Source organism: Protofrankia sp. CiP1_Cm_nod2 (genome assembly GCF_920664355.1).
In the GTDB taxonomy this organism is placed as follows: Bacteria; Actinomycetota; Actinomycetes; order Frankiales; family Frankiaceae; genus Protofrankia.
Window position 1 is genome coordinate 1 of the sequence record NZ_CAKKTL010000096.1, and the last position, 16292, is coordinate 16292.

Consider the following 16292-nt stretch of genomic DNA (forward strand, 5'->3'; position numbering starts at 1 on the left):
GCGCGACGGCAGCAGCCCGGCCACCGGCGAACAGCCGCAACAGGCCCGCGAGCAGCGACGTCCGGCCGGGACGATCCGACGTGCCGGATGCCTGCCGTTCCGCCCGGACAACCAGATCGATGTGACTGTCGGCAAGCGTCGTTTCGGTGAACTCGGCCGCGATCGGGTCACCGGCCGAAAGCCGGGCCAGCCCGTCCAGACAACGGGCAACCTGATCATCAGACGGCAACGCGACCAGCACCGCGAGCAGACGCCGGCCCCCGCCGTCGACGTCACGCAGCAGACGACCGACGAGAGCCTCCCCCAACCGGTCGGGACGCAGCGGATTACACAGCAACGGCCCGTCATACAGGCCCGCCAGCCAGCCGGCTATCTCCCGGCGGGCCGCCGGATCGTCGCGGAGTGCGGGGAGCGCCGCGAGTAGCACGTCGGCTTCGCTGTCGTTACCCGCCCCCGCCAGCGTCGCCAACGCCACGCACCAGGCGTGCAGGTCGGTGTAGCAGGCAGGGCCGCCGGGAACAGTGGCCTTCCAATACCTGGCCTCGTGGGTCAGGACCCGGTCAACCGGGGGACGGCCATCAGGCTGCCAGCCCTCACCGCTCAACGTCCGGTCGAATGCCTCGAACAGCACCTCCAGCGGCGTGGCGTACCGGTCACCGGCCAGCACCGCCGGCGGCGCCGGCAACGGCTCCGGTGCGGCAGCCAGCCACGCCCGGCTGAACCGGTCCACCGCTTCGGTGAACAGCCTGCGTCGCTGCTCGACGGTGAGCCGGGCAGTCGCGGCGTCACGATCGGTACTGCCATCCACAATCGCCTGCAGTACCGCCGGTGCCTCTTCCCGCAGCGCATCAAGGGGATCCGCGGTCCGACCGGTACCGGTACGGGTCAGCAGCAGCACCCGCACCGGCGCCACGTCCGTGGCGTGCCGGCGGAACCCGTCCAACATCGAGCGGAGATCCTCAGCCTCTTCGGCCTCGACGTAGTCCACCACGAGCAGCCGCGGCACCGGCACCCGCAGCACGGCCCCGTCACGGCGCCACCAGCCGGCCAGCCAACCCGCCGCCGCCATCCGCCGGCACACCTCGATCGCGAACCGGGTCTTACCCGTCCCACCCGCCCCGGCGACCCGGCTGACCGCCACCGCCGCCCCGTCCGCCGCCTCACACCAGCCGGCGGCCTGCGCCACCTCCGTATCCCGGAACAGGTACGGCACCACGCCGAACTCCGGCCGCAGCAGATCCGCCGGGCTGGACCGGGCCTGCCGGGTGAACGTCGCCCACGGCCGGTCCACCGCATGCTCGGCATCGTCGATCGGCAGCACCCGATGCCAGCCGGCCCGGGCCGCCCGCACCGCCGGCCGGTTATGCCGCCGGATCCGCTCACCCGCGACGCGCAGCCCGTCCGGGACACCGTCGCCGATCGTGTCATCCCACAGGGCGGCCACCGGCGCCGCATAGCCACCCAGCGCACTTGTCTCATCCCGGGTCGCGGTCACCACCCCGACCACCGCCCGCCGCCCCGGACACACCAGCGGCGCCCCGCTCAGCCCCGGCACCGCCTGCCCGGCCTTCAACGTGAAAAACCCGTCGCCTTCCACCCCTTCGAAACCGAACGACGCCGGCGACCCCGGCGGAACCTGGCCATACTCCCGCCGGGGATATCCCCACGCCTGGCATTCCACCCCACCGCCGACCGGCTCCTGATCGCCGAGCAGCACACACGGATGGTCGATGCTCCCACCGAGCACGATCACGGCGAGATCCGGAAACGGCCACAGCGCCCCGCCGTCCACCGGCGCAGCCGACCGTGCGGTCACGGTCGCCGCGATCCCCGCACCGTGCACCGACCGGTCCGCCGGCACCACCATCACATCCACCGCGTCCCGCACGACATGCGCGCAGGTCACCACCACCCCGGGCACGACGAAAAACCCCGTCCCCAACACCGCGCCGCCGACGCTGTCCACCCGCACCACATGCCGCCGCAACTGGCGGGTGTCCACACGGCCGATCATGTCGCTTCTGGGGCCGCCGCCGGGGGTCGCGTCCACGTCATCGTGACCGTCAAACTGGCGTCCGCGCCGCCTTCCACCAACACCGCGGTCAACTTGCCGCTCTTCGCGCTCACACTCAGCCCGAACTCGACACTCGCCTCATCCGGCCGCACCTGCTCCCACGCCCGCGCCACCTGCGAACCGATCTCCTCCAGCGCCCGCCGTACCCCGTCGAAGGAGAACACCCCGTCCGCCGACACCGTACGAGGACCGCCCCCCTCGGAGACCTCGACGAAAAACTCGGCGTCCCCCGCACGCACCAGCACCTGCTGAGCCATCCCGCCCCCCGACCGCGGACCACACCAGGACCATTACCGCCAGCGATTCAACCACTTTCCCGTCAACCCGACATCACCCACCCCACCAGGCCAGAACACCCCACCCCCCAGGAAGCGCGGCACGCCGGCACCGACCGGCGACCGGTGCCACTCGCGCGCCAGTAGCACCGGTGGGGACTGTAAAACCAACGGTGTAACTCCCTTGTGACATTCTGTGTATACGCGCAGGTAGAGGAGGCACCAGATGGGCAGCATGACGACCGATCCGGCGACGGAGACGATCGCGGACAAACCCGCCGACGCCGCCGGCGGGGTGGCGCCGGTGCTCGACGAGGAGCTCGCGCGGCGCTTGGTCGAGCAGGCGAGGGCCGAGGGGGTGTCGCTGACCGGGCCGGGTGGGATGCTCGGGAAGCTGACGAAGCTGGTCCTGGAGACCGCGCTCGAGGCCGAGCTGACCGCGTATCTCGGCTACGAGGCGCACGACCCGGCCGGGCGTGACGGTGGGAACTCCCGCAACGGCAGCCGGACGAAGACGGTCGTCACCGAGATCGGGCCGGTGTCGATCGACGTTCCGCGTGACCGGGACGGCAGCTTCACCCCGGCGATCGTCGCGAAGCGCCAGCGCCGGCTCGACGGGGTCGAGGACCTCGTGATCTCGCTGGTGGCCAAGGGGCTGACGACCGGCGAGGTCCAGGCGCACCTCGCCGAGGTCTACGGCACCGAGGTCTCCCGGCAGACCATCTCCACGATCACCGATAAGGTCATCGAGGGGATGGAGGCCTGGCGCGCCCGCCCGCTCGACGCCGTCTACGCGGTCGTGTTCATCGACGCGATCGTCGTGAAGATCCGCGACGGGCAGGTCGCGAACCGGCCGGTCTACGCCGCGATCGGGGTCACCGCCGACGGCGAACGCGACATCCTCGGCCTGTGGGCCGGGACCGGCGGCGAGGGCGCCAAACACTGGCAACTCGTCCTGACCGACCTGAAGAACCGCGGGGTGGCCGACGTGCTGATCCTCGTCTGCGACGGGCTGACCGGCCTGCCCGACGCCGTCGCCCAGGTCTGGCCGGCGACCGTCGTGCAGACCTGCATCGTGCACCTTTTGAGAAATTCGTTCCGGTATGCGAGCAAGAAGGACTGGACCGCCCTCGCCAAGGACCTCAAGCCCGTCTACACCGCCCCGACCGAGGCGGCCGCGCTCGACCGGTTCGCCGAGTTCGCCGCCAGCTGGGAGAAGAAGTACCCGGCGATCATCCGGCTCTGGGAGAACGCCTGGGCCGAGTTCGTGCCCTTCCTGCGCTTCGACGCCGAGATCAGGACCGTCATCTGCTCGACCAACGCGATCGAGAGCCTCAACTCCCGGTTCCGCCGCTCCGTGAAGGCCCGCGGCCACTTCCCCAACGAGCAGGCCGCCCTCAAACACCTCTACCTCACCGTGACCAGCCTCGACCCCACCGGACGCGGCCGACAGAAATGGATGATCCACTGGAAGGCGCCCCTGAACGCCTTCGACCTCGCCTTCGACGGACGCCTCTCCGCCGGCCGCAGATAGCCCTACCCGCGGTCACTCTTGGTAACTGGACTGCAGTGGTCCCCCAGTAGCCCCAACATCACCCGTTACACCGCTAACTTGACAGCCCCCACCGGTGGTCGGTAACGGAAGAGACCGGACCGCCGTTGACCCCGGGTAGGAGCGTTCCGGCCCCGGTCAACGGCGGTAATCACACAGGTTTCCCAAGATCGTGATGCATGCCGGCCCGTGTAGCCAACTGTGTAGCCCAGCCGGCGGACGTCCACGGACAACCGCTGTCGACGACGGAACCGGCTCCCATGTCCGGCCGACTGGGCGGACGAGCACGGACGTCGATGGACGACTGATACCGACTTTGCAAGGCAGGGGTCGCGGCCGGCAGCACCGAGGTGTAGCAACCGCTGTAGCAACGTCCCCATACGTCGGCGAACGGCAGTGGACGCCGACGTACGGTCTGAGCTTGGCCGAGACCTGTGTCACTTGGTGCAATCCGTGCCTTCTAAGCACCAGGTCGCAGGTTCGATCCCTGCCGGGCGCACCGATATCCGCGTATTGCGCGGACAGATCTTCCCCGCCGCGCCAGCAGCTCTGGACGCGCCTTCGACGGCGAAGACGGCGACAGCCGAGGAAGCTTCAAGCGCTGACGCGGCCGTGACCACCGATCGGGCCTCGGCGGGCCGGCGGGTTGCTTGTCAGCTGGTGTACGGGTTCCTCGAGGTCATGGGCGTGCGTGCGACGTCGAGCACCGGCGGTGGGAAGCGGGGCCGGCCGTGTAGTAGCGGGCGCGGGTTCGGCCGACCGGTTCCAGGACCTGTGCGGTGGTGAGATCACGCAGGTTGCGCTGCGTCTGCTGCAGGCTCAGGCTCTCAGCATGCTCGTAGCGTGAGCGGCGGACGCGCCCGGCCATGGCCACATCGTGCAAGGCCGTGACCACCCGCTCGTCCAGACCGGAGGTCTCGGCGAATTCTGAGAGCGCGCGCCAGACCCGCCCGGAGCGGTCGAGCAGGCCCACGGTCTGGGCCTACTAGTGATAGACGGGTCAGGTTGAACCGGATCCAGCCGGAGATGTCCTGGTCGGGAAGGTATGTCGGGCCCTGGTCGGCGAGTTCGCGGTAGTACTCCCAGGCGTTGCCGGGACGGCCGAGCCCCACCTCGAACGCGCCGGCCGTGGACCGCGGACGCCGAACGCTCGGGCCAGCCGCGAGATCGCCAGCCGGGCTCGGGAGTGGCACGGGCGACCACACCGCGGGGCCCGTACGCCGTGTCACCCATGGCGCCCCGGCGCCCCTAGGCACCTCCGTCGTTCGAGACGCCCGGACCGCATCGACCCGGTGGGCCATCCCTGACTGTCCACTTGCCGACAGTTATTCCTGTCGTCGACACAAAAATTTAGTCTTGCAGCGTGATTCATGATCCGTGGGAGCCTCCAGAAGTTCCGCTCGCCGTCGACCTCGTGATCCTCACACTGCGGGGAACGAGCCTGCAGGTGCTATTGATCGAACGTGCGATCGAGCCGTACCAAGGTGCGTTCGCGCTCCCGGGTGGCTTCCTGGCCCACGTCGAGGAGGACCTCGGGACGGCGGCGCGGCGGGAGCTCGCCGAGGAGGCCGGCATCGAGGCCGGGAGCCTGTATCTGGAACAGCTCGGCGTCTACGGCGAGCCCGGCCGTGACCCGCGGGGGCGGGTTGTCTCGGTGGCCTACCTTGCCGTCACGCCGCGGTTGCCGGAACCGGTCGCAGGATCGGACGCCGCGGATGCGAGCTGGCAGCCGACGAACCGAGTCCTCTCAGGCGAGTTGGTTCTCGCTTTCGACCATCGTCGAATCATCACGGACGGCGTCGAACGCGCCCGGGTCAAGCTCGAGAACTCAGCACTTGCCACCGCCTTCTGCGGTCCCGCCTTCACCATCGGTGATCTCCAGGAGGTGTACGAGGCGGTCTGGGGGACGCCACTCGACCCCAGGAATTTCTACCGAAAGGTCCAGAAAGCCAGCGGGTTCATCGTTCCGGTGGGCAGGGAGCAACGGATCACTGTCGGGCGGCCCGCCCGCCTGTTCCGAGCAGGCCTCAGCTCCGTCCTCTCACCACCGATCACCCGGCCCGTCGCCCCTGCGGCAGATGCCGCCGACACGCACCCGGAAGAGGAGGGATGAGCGTGGCGAACACCCGGCCGATCGTCGTCCTGACGGCTCTCGACCTGGAGTACCAGGCAGTTCATGAACATCTGGTAGACGCGCGGCTGCACCGCCATCCGCAGGGAACCCGTTTCGAGGTCGGCCGATTGGCCGGCGGCCAATGCCGGGTGGCGCTGGCACACGTCGGTGTAGGCAATCAGTCGGCAGCGGTGCTCGCCGAACGCGCCATCGCCGAGTTTGCACCGGCGGCTTTGCTCTTCGTCGGCGTCGCCGGCGGCCTTCATCGCCATATCGCACTCGGTGACGTCGTCGTGGGCACTCACGTCTACGCCTTCCACGGCGCCACCAGCGAGGACGAAGGGCTCTGGGGGCGACCCCGCACGTGGCCGCTCTCGCACCGCGCCGAACAGATCGCACGCCACCTGTCTCGGACGAGAAGCTGGGCCCGGCCGCCAGTCAAAGCGGACTCCCTCCCACAGGTGCACTTCGGGCCGATCGCGGCGGGCGAGGTGGTGTTGAACTCCACCGTGTCGGCCCTGGCCCGTTGGCTTCACGACCACTACAACGACGCACTCGCCATCGAGATGGAAGGCGCGGGAGCCAGCCAGGCCGGGCTGCTGAACAGCTCCCTGCCCGTGATCGTGATCCGTGGCGTCAGCGACCACGCCGACGGCACCAAGGAGTCGACCGACCGCCACCTGTGGCAGCAGCGAGCCGTGGCGAACGCGGCCTCGTTCGCCGTGGCACTCGCCGAGGAACTGGCCGTGGACATCGGAAAGACCGATACCGCGGAAACGAGGATCGGGAGGAGATCCACCATGCAGGTACCGAACCAGAACATCCGCAACACCGCGTCGGGGAACGCCCGAGTTGGTGTGCAGGCCGGAGCCCTGCACGGGGGCGTGACCATCGGCGCGACCGGTGAGCAAGTCCCGGCGGACCTGTCGGCGGCGCTTGTCGGCTTCCGCAACGACCTGCAGAACGCACGCAGCGCCGGAACCGTGGACGAGGACACCTACGCGGTCGCCGAAGCCGAGCTCGCCGCAGCTGACGAGGCACTCCAGACGGATTCACCAGCGACCCGCCGAGCGCTGCTGGTCGCCCTCAAGAAGGTCCGTGGGCTGATCGGTGACGTGGCCGACCTCGCCACGAAAATCGGTGTGGCCATCACCATAGCGCAGGGATTGTCGTGACCGACGACTGGGGTTTCTCCTCCGGGTCAGGCGCCCAGCCCAGCCCGGTTTCGTCCTCCAACATCGCCGACGGTTCCTCTCAGGTCGGAGTCCAGGCCGGCGTCGTCCACGGCGGCGTCCACCAGTACACGGTCGCCCCCAATGCGAGTCCGGCGGAGAAGTTCGAGGCCGGTGTCCGCCACCTGGACGGGCGCATGGCCGACCAGGCACGCCAGCTCATGCGCGAGTTCGTGGTCAGCTCCGCGAAGTCTGACCGAGTGCGCTTCCACTGGCTGCTGGCACTGGTCAGCGGACGGTCGAGGGACGAACTGTCAGCCGACGAGTCCAGGCAGCTACGCGACTTACAGGAAGACCAACCCGAGCAGGGCGATGACCCCTGGGCACAGGGCCTGCGTGTGGTGCTCCTGCTGATGGACGCAGCCAAAGGCAGGAACACCGACATCACGGTGGCACTCAAGGAGCTCGATACTCTGCCCGACCAGCAGAAGGGCATGATCCTCCGCCACATGGAACAGTTCCTCGATGGTCCACTCGAGGATGAAGTGTGGAACCGCGCCATCGCCCAAGCCAACGACGAGCAGATGGCCAACGCACGTCTTGACCGGGTCAAGAAGTTTTTTCACCCGAACCCAGCCGAACCACGGACGCGCCCTCCACGCCCCGTCGACATCTCCAGGGAGACTCGGCTGCGCGCCACGGTTTCGGTGGTGGTTCTCGCCGCCTGGGCCATAAACGTCGCCGTGCGCCTGACGACAGCCGGACGGACGTGGACGATGCTTGGGTGCATGCTGATTCTCGCCATCGGCATTATCGCCGTCCGGCACGGGGTGTCCTGGAAGATCGAGTACATCGAAGACGAAGCCGATGCACTGCAGTCCTCCGGAACATTCGCGAAAAGCATCAATCGCGATCTCGAGTACTACGTGGCCAGATACCCACCGAGTGGTGTCACCCCCGCCGAGTGGCTGCAGTGGACGGCCAGGGCGCGGCGCAGCATCGCCAACGAGATCATCGGCATCTACTGGGAGCGTTGGATCGGCGCCAATCGGGTCGCCTGGCTGCTGCGGCACGAAGCATGGCAGATTCAGAAGATGCGGAGGGACGGGACCCACCTCTCTTGGAGCAGAGCGCAGCGTGCCGTGCCAGAACTCGGTGCGTACGGGCTGGTCGGGGTCACCGTACTCGCGGGCGGAGGTCTGTGGGCACTGGTGGCTACGGCCGGAATCGAGGTACTCTTGGCCCTGGAAACAACATTCGTCGTCACTGTGGCGAGCTACATCCATGTTATCGCCCGACTGGAGAAAGAATGCGAGAAGCGGCGATTCGCCGCCGAACAGGATCAGCACGAAAAGGTCAAGGCGGCACGACAGGCAGGATTCGAGCGGTGGAAGGCCTACCTAGCAGACCGGCCGGACGATCAGGAGATGGCACGGTGGCTCGACTGCGACCGCAGAATACTCCTCGACCGGGCGCTGCACCATTACCGACTGAAAGCGAGCAGCGTCATCGCCCACGCCTTCGTCGAGACACAGGCCGCATCAAGTAAACGAGGGCGAGTCCACCGAGGCCCGTGGCGTTACAACAAATACCAGATCTCGGTCTTTCTCCTCACCGCCGGCGGGGTTCGAAATTTCGTGTCGACCCTAGATTTCACCACGGGACGTTTCACCGAAAATGGACGGCTGAACTACCACTTCGACTCGGTCGCCTTGATTCGCGTCGACCGTGACGCCGAAAATGTGCAGAAACTCGAAATCGTCCTGGTGAACGGCCAGGTGCTCCGGATGCAGATGGCAGACACCTCACCGGAGGAGATCACGACGGGCGAGACGGTTGGGCTGGTGGCCAGCCTCACCCAGGACGCCGGCGGACTGCAGCACACCATTCACGTCCTCGAAGGAATCGCCGCCGAGGGCAGGAAATGGTTCCGGCGGACGGCGTCCGGTTGGTGACATAACCTCGCCGACGAGAAACGACTGTGATGGATGGGCGCTGCCGGGGTCTGTGGATGCCTGGGGCCGCCGGGTCGTAACGAGACGTCGGGCTTTCCGGCATGGAAACTACGTCTGTGGCCGGGCCGAAGGCCGGCAGGGCTCCTGCACTGACTGCATGAGCATGCGCGACGAAGCACACCAGCTGCTTGACGCGCTGCCGGAGGACCGGCTATCCGAAGCCGTGGGCTGCTGCGGCAGTGGGCGGCGGTGGAACGCGGCGAGCGCCCCCGTCGTCAGTTCCGTACGACGGCCGTCTTCGATGGCGAGCCGGATCTGGGCGAGCACGTCAAGGGAATCATGCGCGAGGCGTGGGGCGACGAGGATCGCCGCAGCGCGTGATCGTCGTCGACACCGGCCCCGCCGAGAACACTGATGAGCAGCCTTTCCTTGTTGACGGCGAGGAAGCTGAGAGCGGGCCCGGCGTCGATGACCGGCCGTACGGTCACCGTGTGGGGGCCGGGGAAGACTCGCCAGCCGCATCGTCGAGACCGCTCAGATCGATGTCGACGTCCGGCAGGTCGGCGCCGTCAGTCCACGCCCGGGGCGGCTCCCCTGCTTCGATGCCTGCCTCGCGTAGCTCCGTCTCCACAGTCGCGATCTCGATGCCGCGGAGCGTGGCCAGAGCCTGCGCGGAGACAACGTGTTCCAGATAGCCGTTGATCGCACGGGCGAGGAGCCGCTGCGGAGCCCGCCGCTGATCGGACCCGGCCTGCAGGGCACGGTACTGGTCGATCCAGCCGAACCGGGCCGCCAGCCACGGCGTGGCGACAGCTCGCCACTCCACTTTCACGGCTTCCGTGATGTATCCAGCCTGCTCCAGGGCGATCGCGGCGATCGGCGGGGATACCAGGAACCGTTGCGTCACCTGCGAAAGCAGCGCGAGGTCCATACCCTCAGGACCGCGGTCGCCAAGGAACCCGCGCAGCCCCTCCGCCGGTATGAGCAGGTGCCGGGCGAAGGCATCCGCCCGTACCTCCGCCGGTCGACGCTCGCTCCACGTTTCTTCCGGTGCCTCCGACCAGTCCTCGAACAGGACATGCGCCAGTTCGTGGGCGAGGGAGCTGCGCTGTCGCATGGGCCGGTCGGTCCGCGCCACGCCAATGAACACCGAGTTCCGGACTGGATCGCGCACTGTGAGCCCGTGCTCGTCCGGGCCTGCGTCGAGTACGGCCACGTCGATCCCGGTGGTCTGCTCGACGAGTGACACAAGATCGCCCAGGGCCTGTGTCCCCAGGCGATGGTCGCGGCGGAACTGCGCTGCCGCGTCCCTCCCGTCCGACTCGGCGTTCATGCCACCACCGGAAGCGGCGGGATGCCCTGGTCATCCAGATAGGCGTCCAGATCCAGGTAGTGCAACAGCTCCCGGCGCATCGCGGCCATCTCGGCATCGTTCGTGGCGCGGGCCGCGTACTGGGCACGGTCGGCCACCGATCCGACACCAGTAAGCTCCGCCACGGAATGACCGGTTGCGCCCGCGATCGCGATGATCTCCGTCATCTTGGCTACCCGATCACCAGCGACGATCCGGGACAGCGTCGGCTGCGAGATACCCGTGACCTGAGCCAAGGCCCGTTGGGTCAGCTGGGCAGCACTCATGGCGTGCCTGATCCGTTCACCCACACCGATTGAGTCCATACCACCACCCCCTTGAATCAGATCAAGCATACCCGATTCACGGCTGGTTCCGGCCCGTTCAACCGCACGCTTTGCAGGTCACCGAATCCGCTTCGGCTTCTCCGCCCCGGCGGGCATCGAAGATGCATCGCCGGGGCTGGTGGACCTTCAACGGCCCTGATCACGCGACCAAAGCACCACCGCGGACCGCGGACGCCGAACCTTCGGGCCGGCCGCGAGATCGCCGGCCGGGCTCAGGCGTGGCACGGACGACCACACGGCGGGAACCGCACGGCGAGTCACTCCACCGCCCCGGCACCTGGCACGCCCACCCTGGGCCACGTGCAGGCTGAACCGCTCCGGCGTCCGCACACACGCCCCCGGGGCTACCTGGTTCTTGTGGCATTCGTGTTGCCGCTGTGGCCGGCCCGGCGAATCTTCGCGTGAAGGGGTTCGATGGACACGGCCGGGCCGTCCGCGGCGGGTACGTGGGATCGGGCGGCTCGTTCCGCGTAGATCCTTCGTCATGTTCGTAGCTGCGCCGACAGGTTAGGGGTACGAGTCCCCTCGTCTCCACCGCCACGAACCAGGGCTTTCGCTGTCCTCCTCCCCCTCGATCAGGGGTGAAGCAGGGTGTCGACGTGACCGGCTGACGCGGCCCAGGGAGGCTCGCACAGCTATGAGGGGCCAGAGCGAGGGGGAGGGAGGGGGTGGCCGTGGTGGCAGGCGAACAGGACTACCGCAAGGCCATGGTGGATCTATCGGAGGGGTTCGGCGAGCGGCTGCTGGGTGTGCTGCTGGACCGTGCTCACGAGATGCCGCCGCAGCTGATCGCCCCACTGGTCGCGGAGGAGGTGAACAGGATCGGTGGCCGGGACATCTCGATCCTTCTGCAGGACTATGAGCAGCTGATGCTGACGCCGCTGCCGGGCCGGAGCCTCACGGTCGGGGAGCCCGAGCCGATCGACGCCTCCCCGGCCGGTACGGCATTCCTCCGCGCGATGGCCGTCGAACAGCCGCAAGCTGACGGCATACGAATGTTCCTGCCGCTGCTGGACGGTAGCGACCAGGTGGGGGTGCTGGCCCTCACCCTCGACACCGTCGACGATGACGACCGGCGGTTGCTGCGGCGACTCGCCGGCCTCGTCGCCGACATACTGGTCACCAAGAGCAGTTACACCGACCAGTTCTTCCAGGCCCGGCGCCGCGAACCGATGAGCGTGGCCGCGGAAATCCAATGGTCACTGCTGCCCCCGCTGACCATGATTACCCCGCAGGTCGCGGTAGCCGGCATCCTCGAACCCGCCTACAACATCGCAGGCGACAGCTTCGACTACGCCCTCAACGACGACATCCTGCACGTGGCCGTCATCGACTCGATGGGTCACAGCCTGGACGCCGCCGTGCTGGCGACGGTCGCGATCGGCGCCTACCGGCACGCCAGACGCGCCGATATCGGGCTTGCCGAGCTTTACATGTTCATGGACGCGGCCATCGACAAGCAGTTCGGGCCCGACCACTTCGTCACAGCGCAGATGATGCGTCTGGATATCGGAACAGGCCACCTGCAGTGGGTCAACGCAGGCCACCCGGCAGCACTGCTCATCCGCGATCATCAGGTCATCCGGGCACTGGAGAGTCCGGGAACCCTGCCGGTCGGCTTCGGTGGTGACATACCGCAGATCAGTGAGCAGACGCTCTGGCGCGGCGACCGCGTACTGTTCTTCACCGATGGCCTCATCGAGGAGCATGAAACCGGCGGAGAGCAGTTCGGCGAGGAACGCCTGATCAGCTCTGTTGAGAGTATCCGGGGCAGAAGTGTGCGGGAGATGGTGCGGGGTCTGTCCCATGCGTTGATGCGAGAACGGCGCGGGGTCACGACCGACGACGCGACTCTCTTCCTGGTCGAGTGGCGTGGGGGCACCGCCGACCATCTCGCCAGCGCAGATGTGTAACCAGGAAGAGGCAGGCAGGGGACGCCCGGTCGTCTCGGTTTCCGCTCGTTCGCGTGTGTCCGCTGCCGTCCGCAGATCCGTTTCCGCTACCCATACGACCTCGTGCACCGCGGACGTGGTCTGGGTCATGTCGGGCTTGGGGTCTCGCGTTGGACCCACGTCATGCCGGGGTAGCGCAGTCCTTCGGGCTGGAGCTGGCTCAGCTCTCGGATCTCCTGGACGGTGAGGGTGAGGTCGAGTGCGGCAAGGTTCTCCTCGAGCCGCTCGCGCCGTCGTGTGCCGGGGATCGGGATCACGTCGGGGCCTTGGGCGTGGAGCCATACGAGCGCTACCTGCGCGGGGGTGGCGTCGTGGGTTGTGGCGATTTCGCGGACGGCACGCAGGAGTCCCAGGTTGTGCTCGAGGGCGTCTTGCTGGAAGCGTGGGAGGCTGCGGCGGAAGTCGCCGGGGGCGGCGCCGTAGGCGAAGCTCATGCCCATCACCCGAGCCCCTGCGCGGAGGCGACCAGCCCGTGACCGCCCAGCGCACGTGTCGGCACCGACGTCCTCATCGACCCGCCGCCTCCGGCTTGGCGCTGAGTTCTTCGAGGAACCGCGCGAGTTCTGCGGATACCCGTGCTGGATCCTCGAGGTGGGGCATGTGCCCGCAGTCCTCGAGCACGACCAGCCGCGCGTTCGGCAGTAGCGCCTCCGCGGCCTGCGGGACCGTAACGGGAACCTCACGGTCGAGGCGGCCGTGCAGGAGCAGGACGGGAACAGGCAGCTCGCCGAGCTGGTCGCGGCGATCGTGCGTGGCGGCGTCGGCGAGCAGGTCGTCGATGAACCAGCCCGAGCGCAACAGCTGCTCGGACGTCCAGCGGCGGACACCCTGGCCGGCCTTCGGGCCGAACCAGGTGTCAACCATCTCGTAGAAGAGATCGTGGCGGCGGGTGCGCATCGAGGCGTGCCAGGCCGAGAACCGCTCCTTGTCGACGCCGTCGGCGAAGAAGTGCTGCGGCGCGTCCAGAAGCGCCAGCGCGGCGATCCGCCCATCGGATCCCAGCGCCGCCTCCAACGCGATGTTCCCACCCAGGGATGAGCCGACGAGGACAACGTCCCGGAGATCGAGCAGATCGACCAGTTGGAGGATGTCGCCGGCCACCGTCTCGACCGTGTTCCCGTGCGCCGGGTGGTCCGAGCGGCCGCAGCCACGCCAGTCAGGCGTCACGCAGCGAGCCTGCTCGTGCAGCGTCGCGACCTGTCCCTCCCACACACGGCCGCTCGTGCCCCAGCCGTGCAGGAACACGATCGGCCGGCCGTTGCCGCGGTCCTCGTAGAACAGCTCAACGCCGTCGCTCAGCTTTACCGTCGCCATCGTCGGACGCTCACCGTGCCGCGCTCTTGCGTGGAGCGCTGGAGCGGCGGTCGTCGGCCTGGCACGTCGCCTGCTGCGCGTCGAGGAAGCCGACGATGATCGACACGAACCGCTCCGGATCCTCGAACGGCAGCCCGTGTCCGCCCGGAACCTCCTGGTAGCTGGCACCGACGATCGCCCCAGCCAACGCCCGCTGATGACGAGAGGGGACGATCTGGTCATCAGCGCTGGCCAGCACCAACGTCGGCGCCCTGACCGCCGCGAGCAGGCCGGAGATGTCGATCCGGCCGTCAAGCTCGATCTGCCCGGCGATCCGCTGATCGACCAGCCCCTCGAAACCCGCGACCAGCTCGCCCAGCTCCCGCTGTCCGATCTCGGCCAGCAGCCCGGGGCTCATCGCCGAGAGCACCAGCGACCGGGCCAGCAACGCCGTATCAGCTTCCAGCAGACGCGCCCACAGCTCGAACATCAACCGCTCCCGCGGCCCCGACCTCACCCAACCCGCGTGCAAGAACAGCGACCGCACCCGCTCAGGCGCCGCCGCGGCCACCGCGGCCGCGAGCACCGCCCCCAGCGAATGCCCGACCAGGTCGAACTGGCCTTGCACCCCGCCCGCGTCCACCGCCACCAAGAGCTGCTCGACGAGCACCTCGACGTCGAGCGGCGCAGCGCTCGCCGGCGTGTCGCCAGCACCGGGAAGGTTCGGCGCCACAACCCGGCGACGGCCGCCCACGGCATCTATCAGCGGCTCCCAGTTCGATGTCGCATCGGCGCCGGTCCCGTGGACCAGCACGACCCCCGGACCGTCGCCAACCGCGACGAAGTCCAGCGCACCGCGACTCCCAACAGACGGCAAGGCAGCTCTCCTTAGGCCAGAACACAGATCAAGTTATGTCCCCTGAGCTTACACAGAACTCTGATGATGGCCAAGACACTGTCGATCGGGACTGTATGCTCTGGCTGTGTCGATGCCACCCGAACAGCGGATCGGCCTGCACATCAAGCGGACCGAGCAGGAGCTGATCGCCACCAAGACCGCGGCCCTGCGCCCCTACGGACTCACCGTCCCCCAGTACTCAGCACTTATGTTCATCGCCGACCAGCCTGGGATCTCCGCCGCCGCGCTCGCCCGCGCCTGCCTGGTCACGCCCCAGACGATGGCGACCGTGCTCACCAACCTGGAAACCAAGAAGCTCATCACCCGCCAGCCGCACCCCTGGCATCGCAACGCCACCGAACTCACCCTTACGCCCGACGGCCAACAACTTCTCGAACAGGCCGACGCCGTCGCCAGCGCGATCGAGCAACACATCGCGGACACGTTTACCCCCACGGAGCAGGCTCAGCTCATCGAGATGCTGAGCCGCGTCTCCAAGGTCCTCGCCGAAACCCACAGCGACACAGCCACGACTCCACTCACAGACGATTCACCAGCCTGAACCGCCCCGGGCTACCTGGTGAGAATGTGGGTGAAGTGGTGCGCGGCGATGGCCATACCCGCGTCCAGGTAGAGCCGGTGGGCGTCCGTCCGCGCCGGCCCGATGCCGGAGCCCGGCCGTACCTGGCCGCATCCGAGACGCCGGGCCTCCGCAAACAGCCACTCGAGGAGACGCCGGCCATATCCCTGGCGGCGGGCCTCGCCAAGCGTCGAGAGATCATCCATATACAGGTAGCGTCCGAAGGACAGAGCGGGCCCGACCCGGATGGGGCAGAACGGGCCACCCGGCCGTGTCGGATACCGCTAGGATCACGCCTTGTACGCGGAGTATCGGGGGGCGGATGGTGCACGGTCGACGTTACCGCCAGCGTGGGGCGGCTCCCACGTCATGATTGTCGACAGGGCCCGGGTGGCCGCGGCGCTGCCCGGCTACGACCTGGGCGGGCCCCTCGGCCAGGGCGCGTTCGGGCTGGTGCTGGCCGGCCGGCACCGCGGGCTGGACCGTCCCGTGGCCATCAAGATTCTGGCGGCGGGACGCGACGGGGCAGAAGCGGGGTTCGCCCCCGAGGCGCGGCTGCTCGCCGCGCTGAGCCATCCGCATGTGGTGCAGGTCTATGACTACGCCGCGACCGACGGCCTACATCTGATCGTCATGGAGCTTCTCGACGGGGGGAGCCTGACCCGCCGCCGGGCCGGTATGCCACCCGAGGACGCCTGCGCCGTCGGCCTGGCCGTGGCCGCGGCCCTGG

At 68.2% G+C, this 16292-nt stretch carries 16 protein-coding genes and 1 pseudogene; 8 read left to right on the plus strand and 9 right to left on the minus strand.

The annotated features are described in order from the left end of the window. Positions 1-2014, minus strand: a 2014-nt coding sequence (locus NBW84_RS12550; protein WP_250284763.1) for a trypsin-like peptidase domain-containing protein, incomplete at its 3' end; no start/stop codon positions are given. Then, complete coding sequence (locus tag NBW84_RS12555) at positions 2011-2331, minus strand: CU044_2847 family protein (RefSeq protein ID WP_250284765.1); 321 nt, start codon at positions 2329-2331, stop codon at positions 2011-2013. The genes NBW84_RS12555 and NBW84_RS12550, both read right to left, overlap by 4 nt. 253 nt (positions 2332-2584) lie before the next feature. Here NBW84_RS12555 and NBW84_RS12560 point away from each other — a divergent pair, with 253 nt between their 5' ends. Then, a complete protein-coding gene (locus NBW84_RS12560; RefSeq protein WP_445548701.1) occupies positions 2585-3883 on the plus strand; it encodes an IS256 family transposase in 1299 nt (432 codons plus the stop codon). A gap of 671 nt (positions 3884-4554) precedes the next feature. Here the strand turns inward: NBW84_RS12560 and NBW84_RS24285 are convergent. Then, positions 4555-5022 (minus strand): annotated as a pseudogene (locus NBW84_RS24285) (Fic family protein); the annotation flags it as partial. A gap of 242 nt (positions 5023-5264) precedes the next feature. Between NBW84_RS24285 and NBW84_RS12570 the strand changes: the two are divergent. From NBW84_RS12570 to NBW84_RS24290, 4 genes are all read left to right on the plus strand, one after another. Then, the gene (locus NBW84_RS12570; RefSeq protein ID WP_250284772.1) at positions 5265-6014 is read left to right on the plus strand and encodes an NUDIX domain-containing protein; all 750 of its coding nucleotides are present in this window, start codon (positions 5265-5267) and stop codon (positions 6012-6014) included. After that, positions 6011-7189 carry a 5'-methylthioadenosine/S-adenosylhomocysteine nucleosidase gene (locus NBW84_RS12575; protein ID WP_250284774.1) on the plus strand — a complete coding sequence of 393 codons (1179 nt, stop codon included), beginning with the start codon at positions 6011-6013 and terminating at the stop codon, positions 7187-7189. The genes NBW84_RS12570 and NBW84_RS12575 overlap by 4 nt, the downstream gene beginning before the upstream one ends. Continuing rightward, positions 7186-9141, plus strand: coding sequence for a hypothetical protein (locus NBW84_RS12580; RefSeq protein WP_250284776.1), 1956 nt, complete (start codon positions 7186-7188; stop codon positions 9139-9141). The genes NBW84_RS12575 and NBW84_RS12580 overlap by 4 nt, the downstream gene beginning before the upstream one ends. Before the next feature lie 249 nt (positions 9142-9390). After that, on the plus strand, positions 9391-9522 hold the full coding sequence (locus tag NBW84_RS24290) for a hypothetical protein (RefSeq protein WP_445548303.1): 132 nt from the start codon (positions 9391-9393) through the stop codon (positions 9520-9522). Between the two features lie 103 nt (positions 9523-9625). Here NBW84_RS24290 and NBW84_RS12585 read toward each other — a convergent pair whose 3' ends face one another. Then, the gene (locus NBW84_RS12585; protein ID WP_250284778.1) at positions 9626-10474 is read right to left on the minus strand and encodes an ImmA/IrrE family metallo-endopeptidase; all 849 of its coding nucleotides are present in this window, start codon (positions 10472-10474) and stop codon (positions 9626-9628) included. After that, complete coding sequence (locus NBW84_RS12590) at positions 10471-10848, minus strand: helix-turn-helix domain-containing protein (protein ID WP_250284780.1); 378 nt, start codon at positions 10846-10848, stop codon at positions 10471-10473. Before NBW84_RS12590 ends, NBW84_RS12585 begins: the two co-directional genes overlap by 4 nt. 665 nt (positions 10849-11513) lie before the next feature. On the opposite strand from NBW84_RS12590, the gene NBW84_RS12595 reads away from it, so the two are divergent. Beyond that, a complete protein-coding gene (locus NBW84_RS12595) occupies positions 11514-12752 on the plus strand; it encodes a PP2C family protein-serine/threonine phosphatase (RefSeq protein WP_445548305.1) in 1239 nt (412 codons plus the stop codon). A 125-nt stretch (positions 12753-12877) separates the two neighbouring features. Here NBW84_RS12595 and NBW84_RS12600 read toward each other — a convergent pair whose 3' ends face one another. The 3 genes from NBW84_RS12600 to NBW84_RS12610 form a co-directional block, all read right to left on the minus strand. Then, on the minus strand, positions 12878-13231 hold the full coding sequence (locus tag NBW84_RS12600) for an aldo/keto reductase (RefSeq protein WP_250284802.1): 354 nt from the start codon (positions 13229-13231) through the stop codon (positions 12878-12880). A 67-nt stretch (positions 13232-13298) separates the two neighbouring features. Further along, complete coding sequence (locus NBW84_RS12605) at positions 13299-14105, minus strand: alpha/beta fold hydrolase (protein ID WP_250284783.1); 807 nt, start codon at positions 14103-14105, stop codon at positions 13299-13301. A gap of 10 nt (positions 14106-14115) precedes the next feature. After that, on the minus strand, positions 14116-14961 hold the full coding sequence (locus tag NBW84_RS12610) for an alpha/beta fold hydrolase (protein WP_250284785.1): 846 nt from the start codon (positions 14959-14961) through the stop codon (positions 14116-14118). A gap of 112 nt (positions 14962-15073) precedes the next feature. On the opposite strand from NBW84_RS12610, the gene NBW84_RS12615 reads away from it, so the two are divergent. Beyond that, a complete protein-coding gene (locus tag NBW84_RS12615; protein WP_250284804.1) occupies positions 15074-15544 on the plus strand; it encodes a MarR family winged helix-turn-helix transcriptional regulator in 471 nt (156 codons plus the stop codon). Between the two features lie 11 nt (positions 15545-15555). Here NBW84_RS12615 and NBW84_RS12620 read toward each other — a convergent pair whose 3' ends face one another. Beyond that, positions 15556-15810 carry a GNAT family N-acetyltransferase gene (locus NBW84_RS12620; protein ID WP_445548702.1) on the minus strand — a complete coding sequence of 85 codons (255 nt, stop codon included), beginning with the start codon at positions 15808-15810 and terminating at the stop codon, positions 15556-15558. 121 nt (positions 15811-15931) lie between these two features. Here NBW84_RS12620 and NBW84_RS12625 point away from each other — a divergent pair. Next, on the plus strand, positions 15932-16292 hold a 361-nt coding region (locus NBW84_RS12625), incomplete at its 3' end, for a protein kinase domain-containing protein (RefSeq protein ID WP_250284797.1).

Bases quoted from the DNA above. Each gene is read 5' to 3' on its own strand.
- NBW84_RS12615 (WP_250284804.1), top strand. From the start codon at position 15,074: ATGCCACCCGAACAGCGGATCGGCCTGCACATCAAGCGGACCGAGCAG.
- NBW84_RS12585 (WP_250284778.1), bottom strand. From the start codon at position 10,474: ATGAACGCCGAGTCGGACGGGAGGGACGCGGCAGCGCAGTTCCGCCGC.
- NBW84_RS12590 (WP_250284780.1), bottom strand. From the start codon at position 10,848: ATGCTTGATCTGATTCAAGGGGGTGGTGGTATGGACTCAATCGGTGTG.
- NBW84_RS12560 (WP_445548701.1), top strand. From the start codon at position 2,585: ATGACGACCGATCCGGCGACGGAGACGATCGCGGACAAACCCGCCGAC.
- NBW84_RS12605 (WP_250284783.1), bottom strand. From the start codon at position 14,105: ATGGCGACGGTAAAGCTGAGCGACGGCGTTGAGCTGTTCTACGAGGAC.
- NBW84_RS12575 (WP_250284774.1), top strand. From the start codon at position 6,011: ATGAGCGTGGCGAACACCCGGCCGATCGTCGTCCTGACGGCTCTCGAC.
- NBW84_RS12600 (WP_250284802.1), bottom strand. From the start codon at position 13,231: ATGGGCATGAGCTTCGCCTACGGCGCCGCCCCCGGCGACTTCCGCCGC.
- NBW84_RS12555 (WP_250284765.1), bottom strand. From the start codon at position 2,331: ATGGCTCAGCAGGTGCTGGTGCGTGCGGGGGACGCCGAGTTTTTCGTC.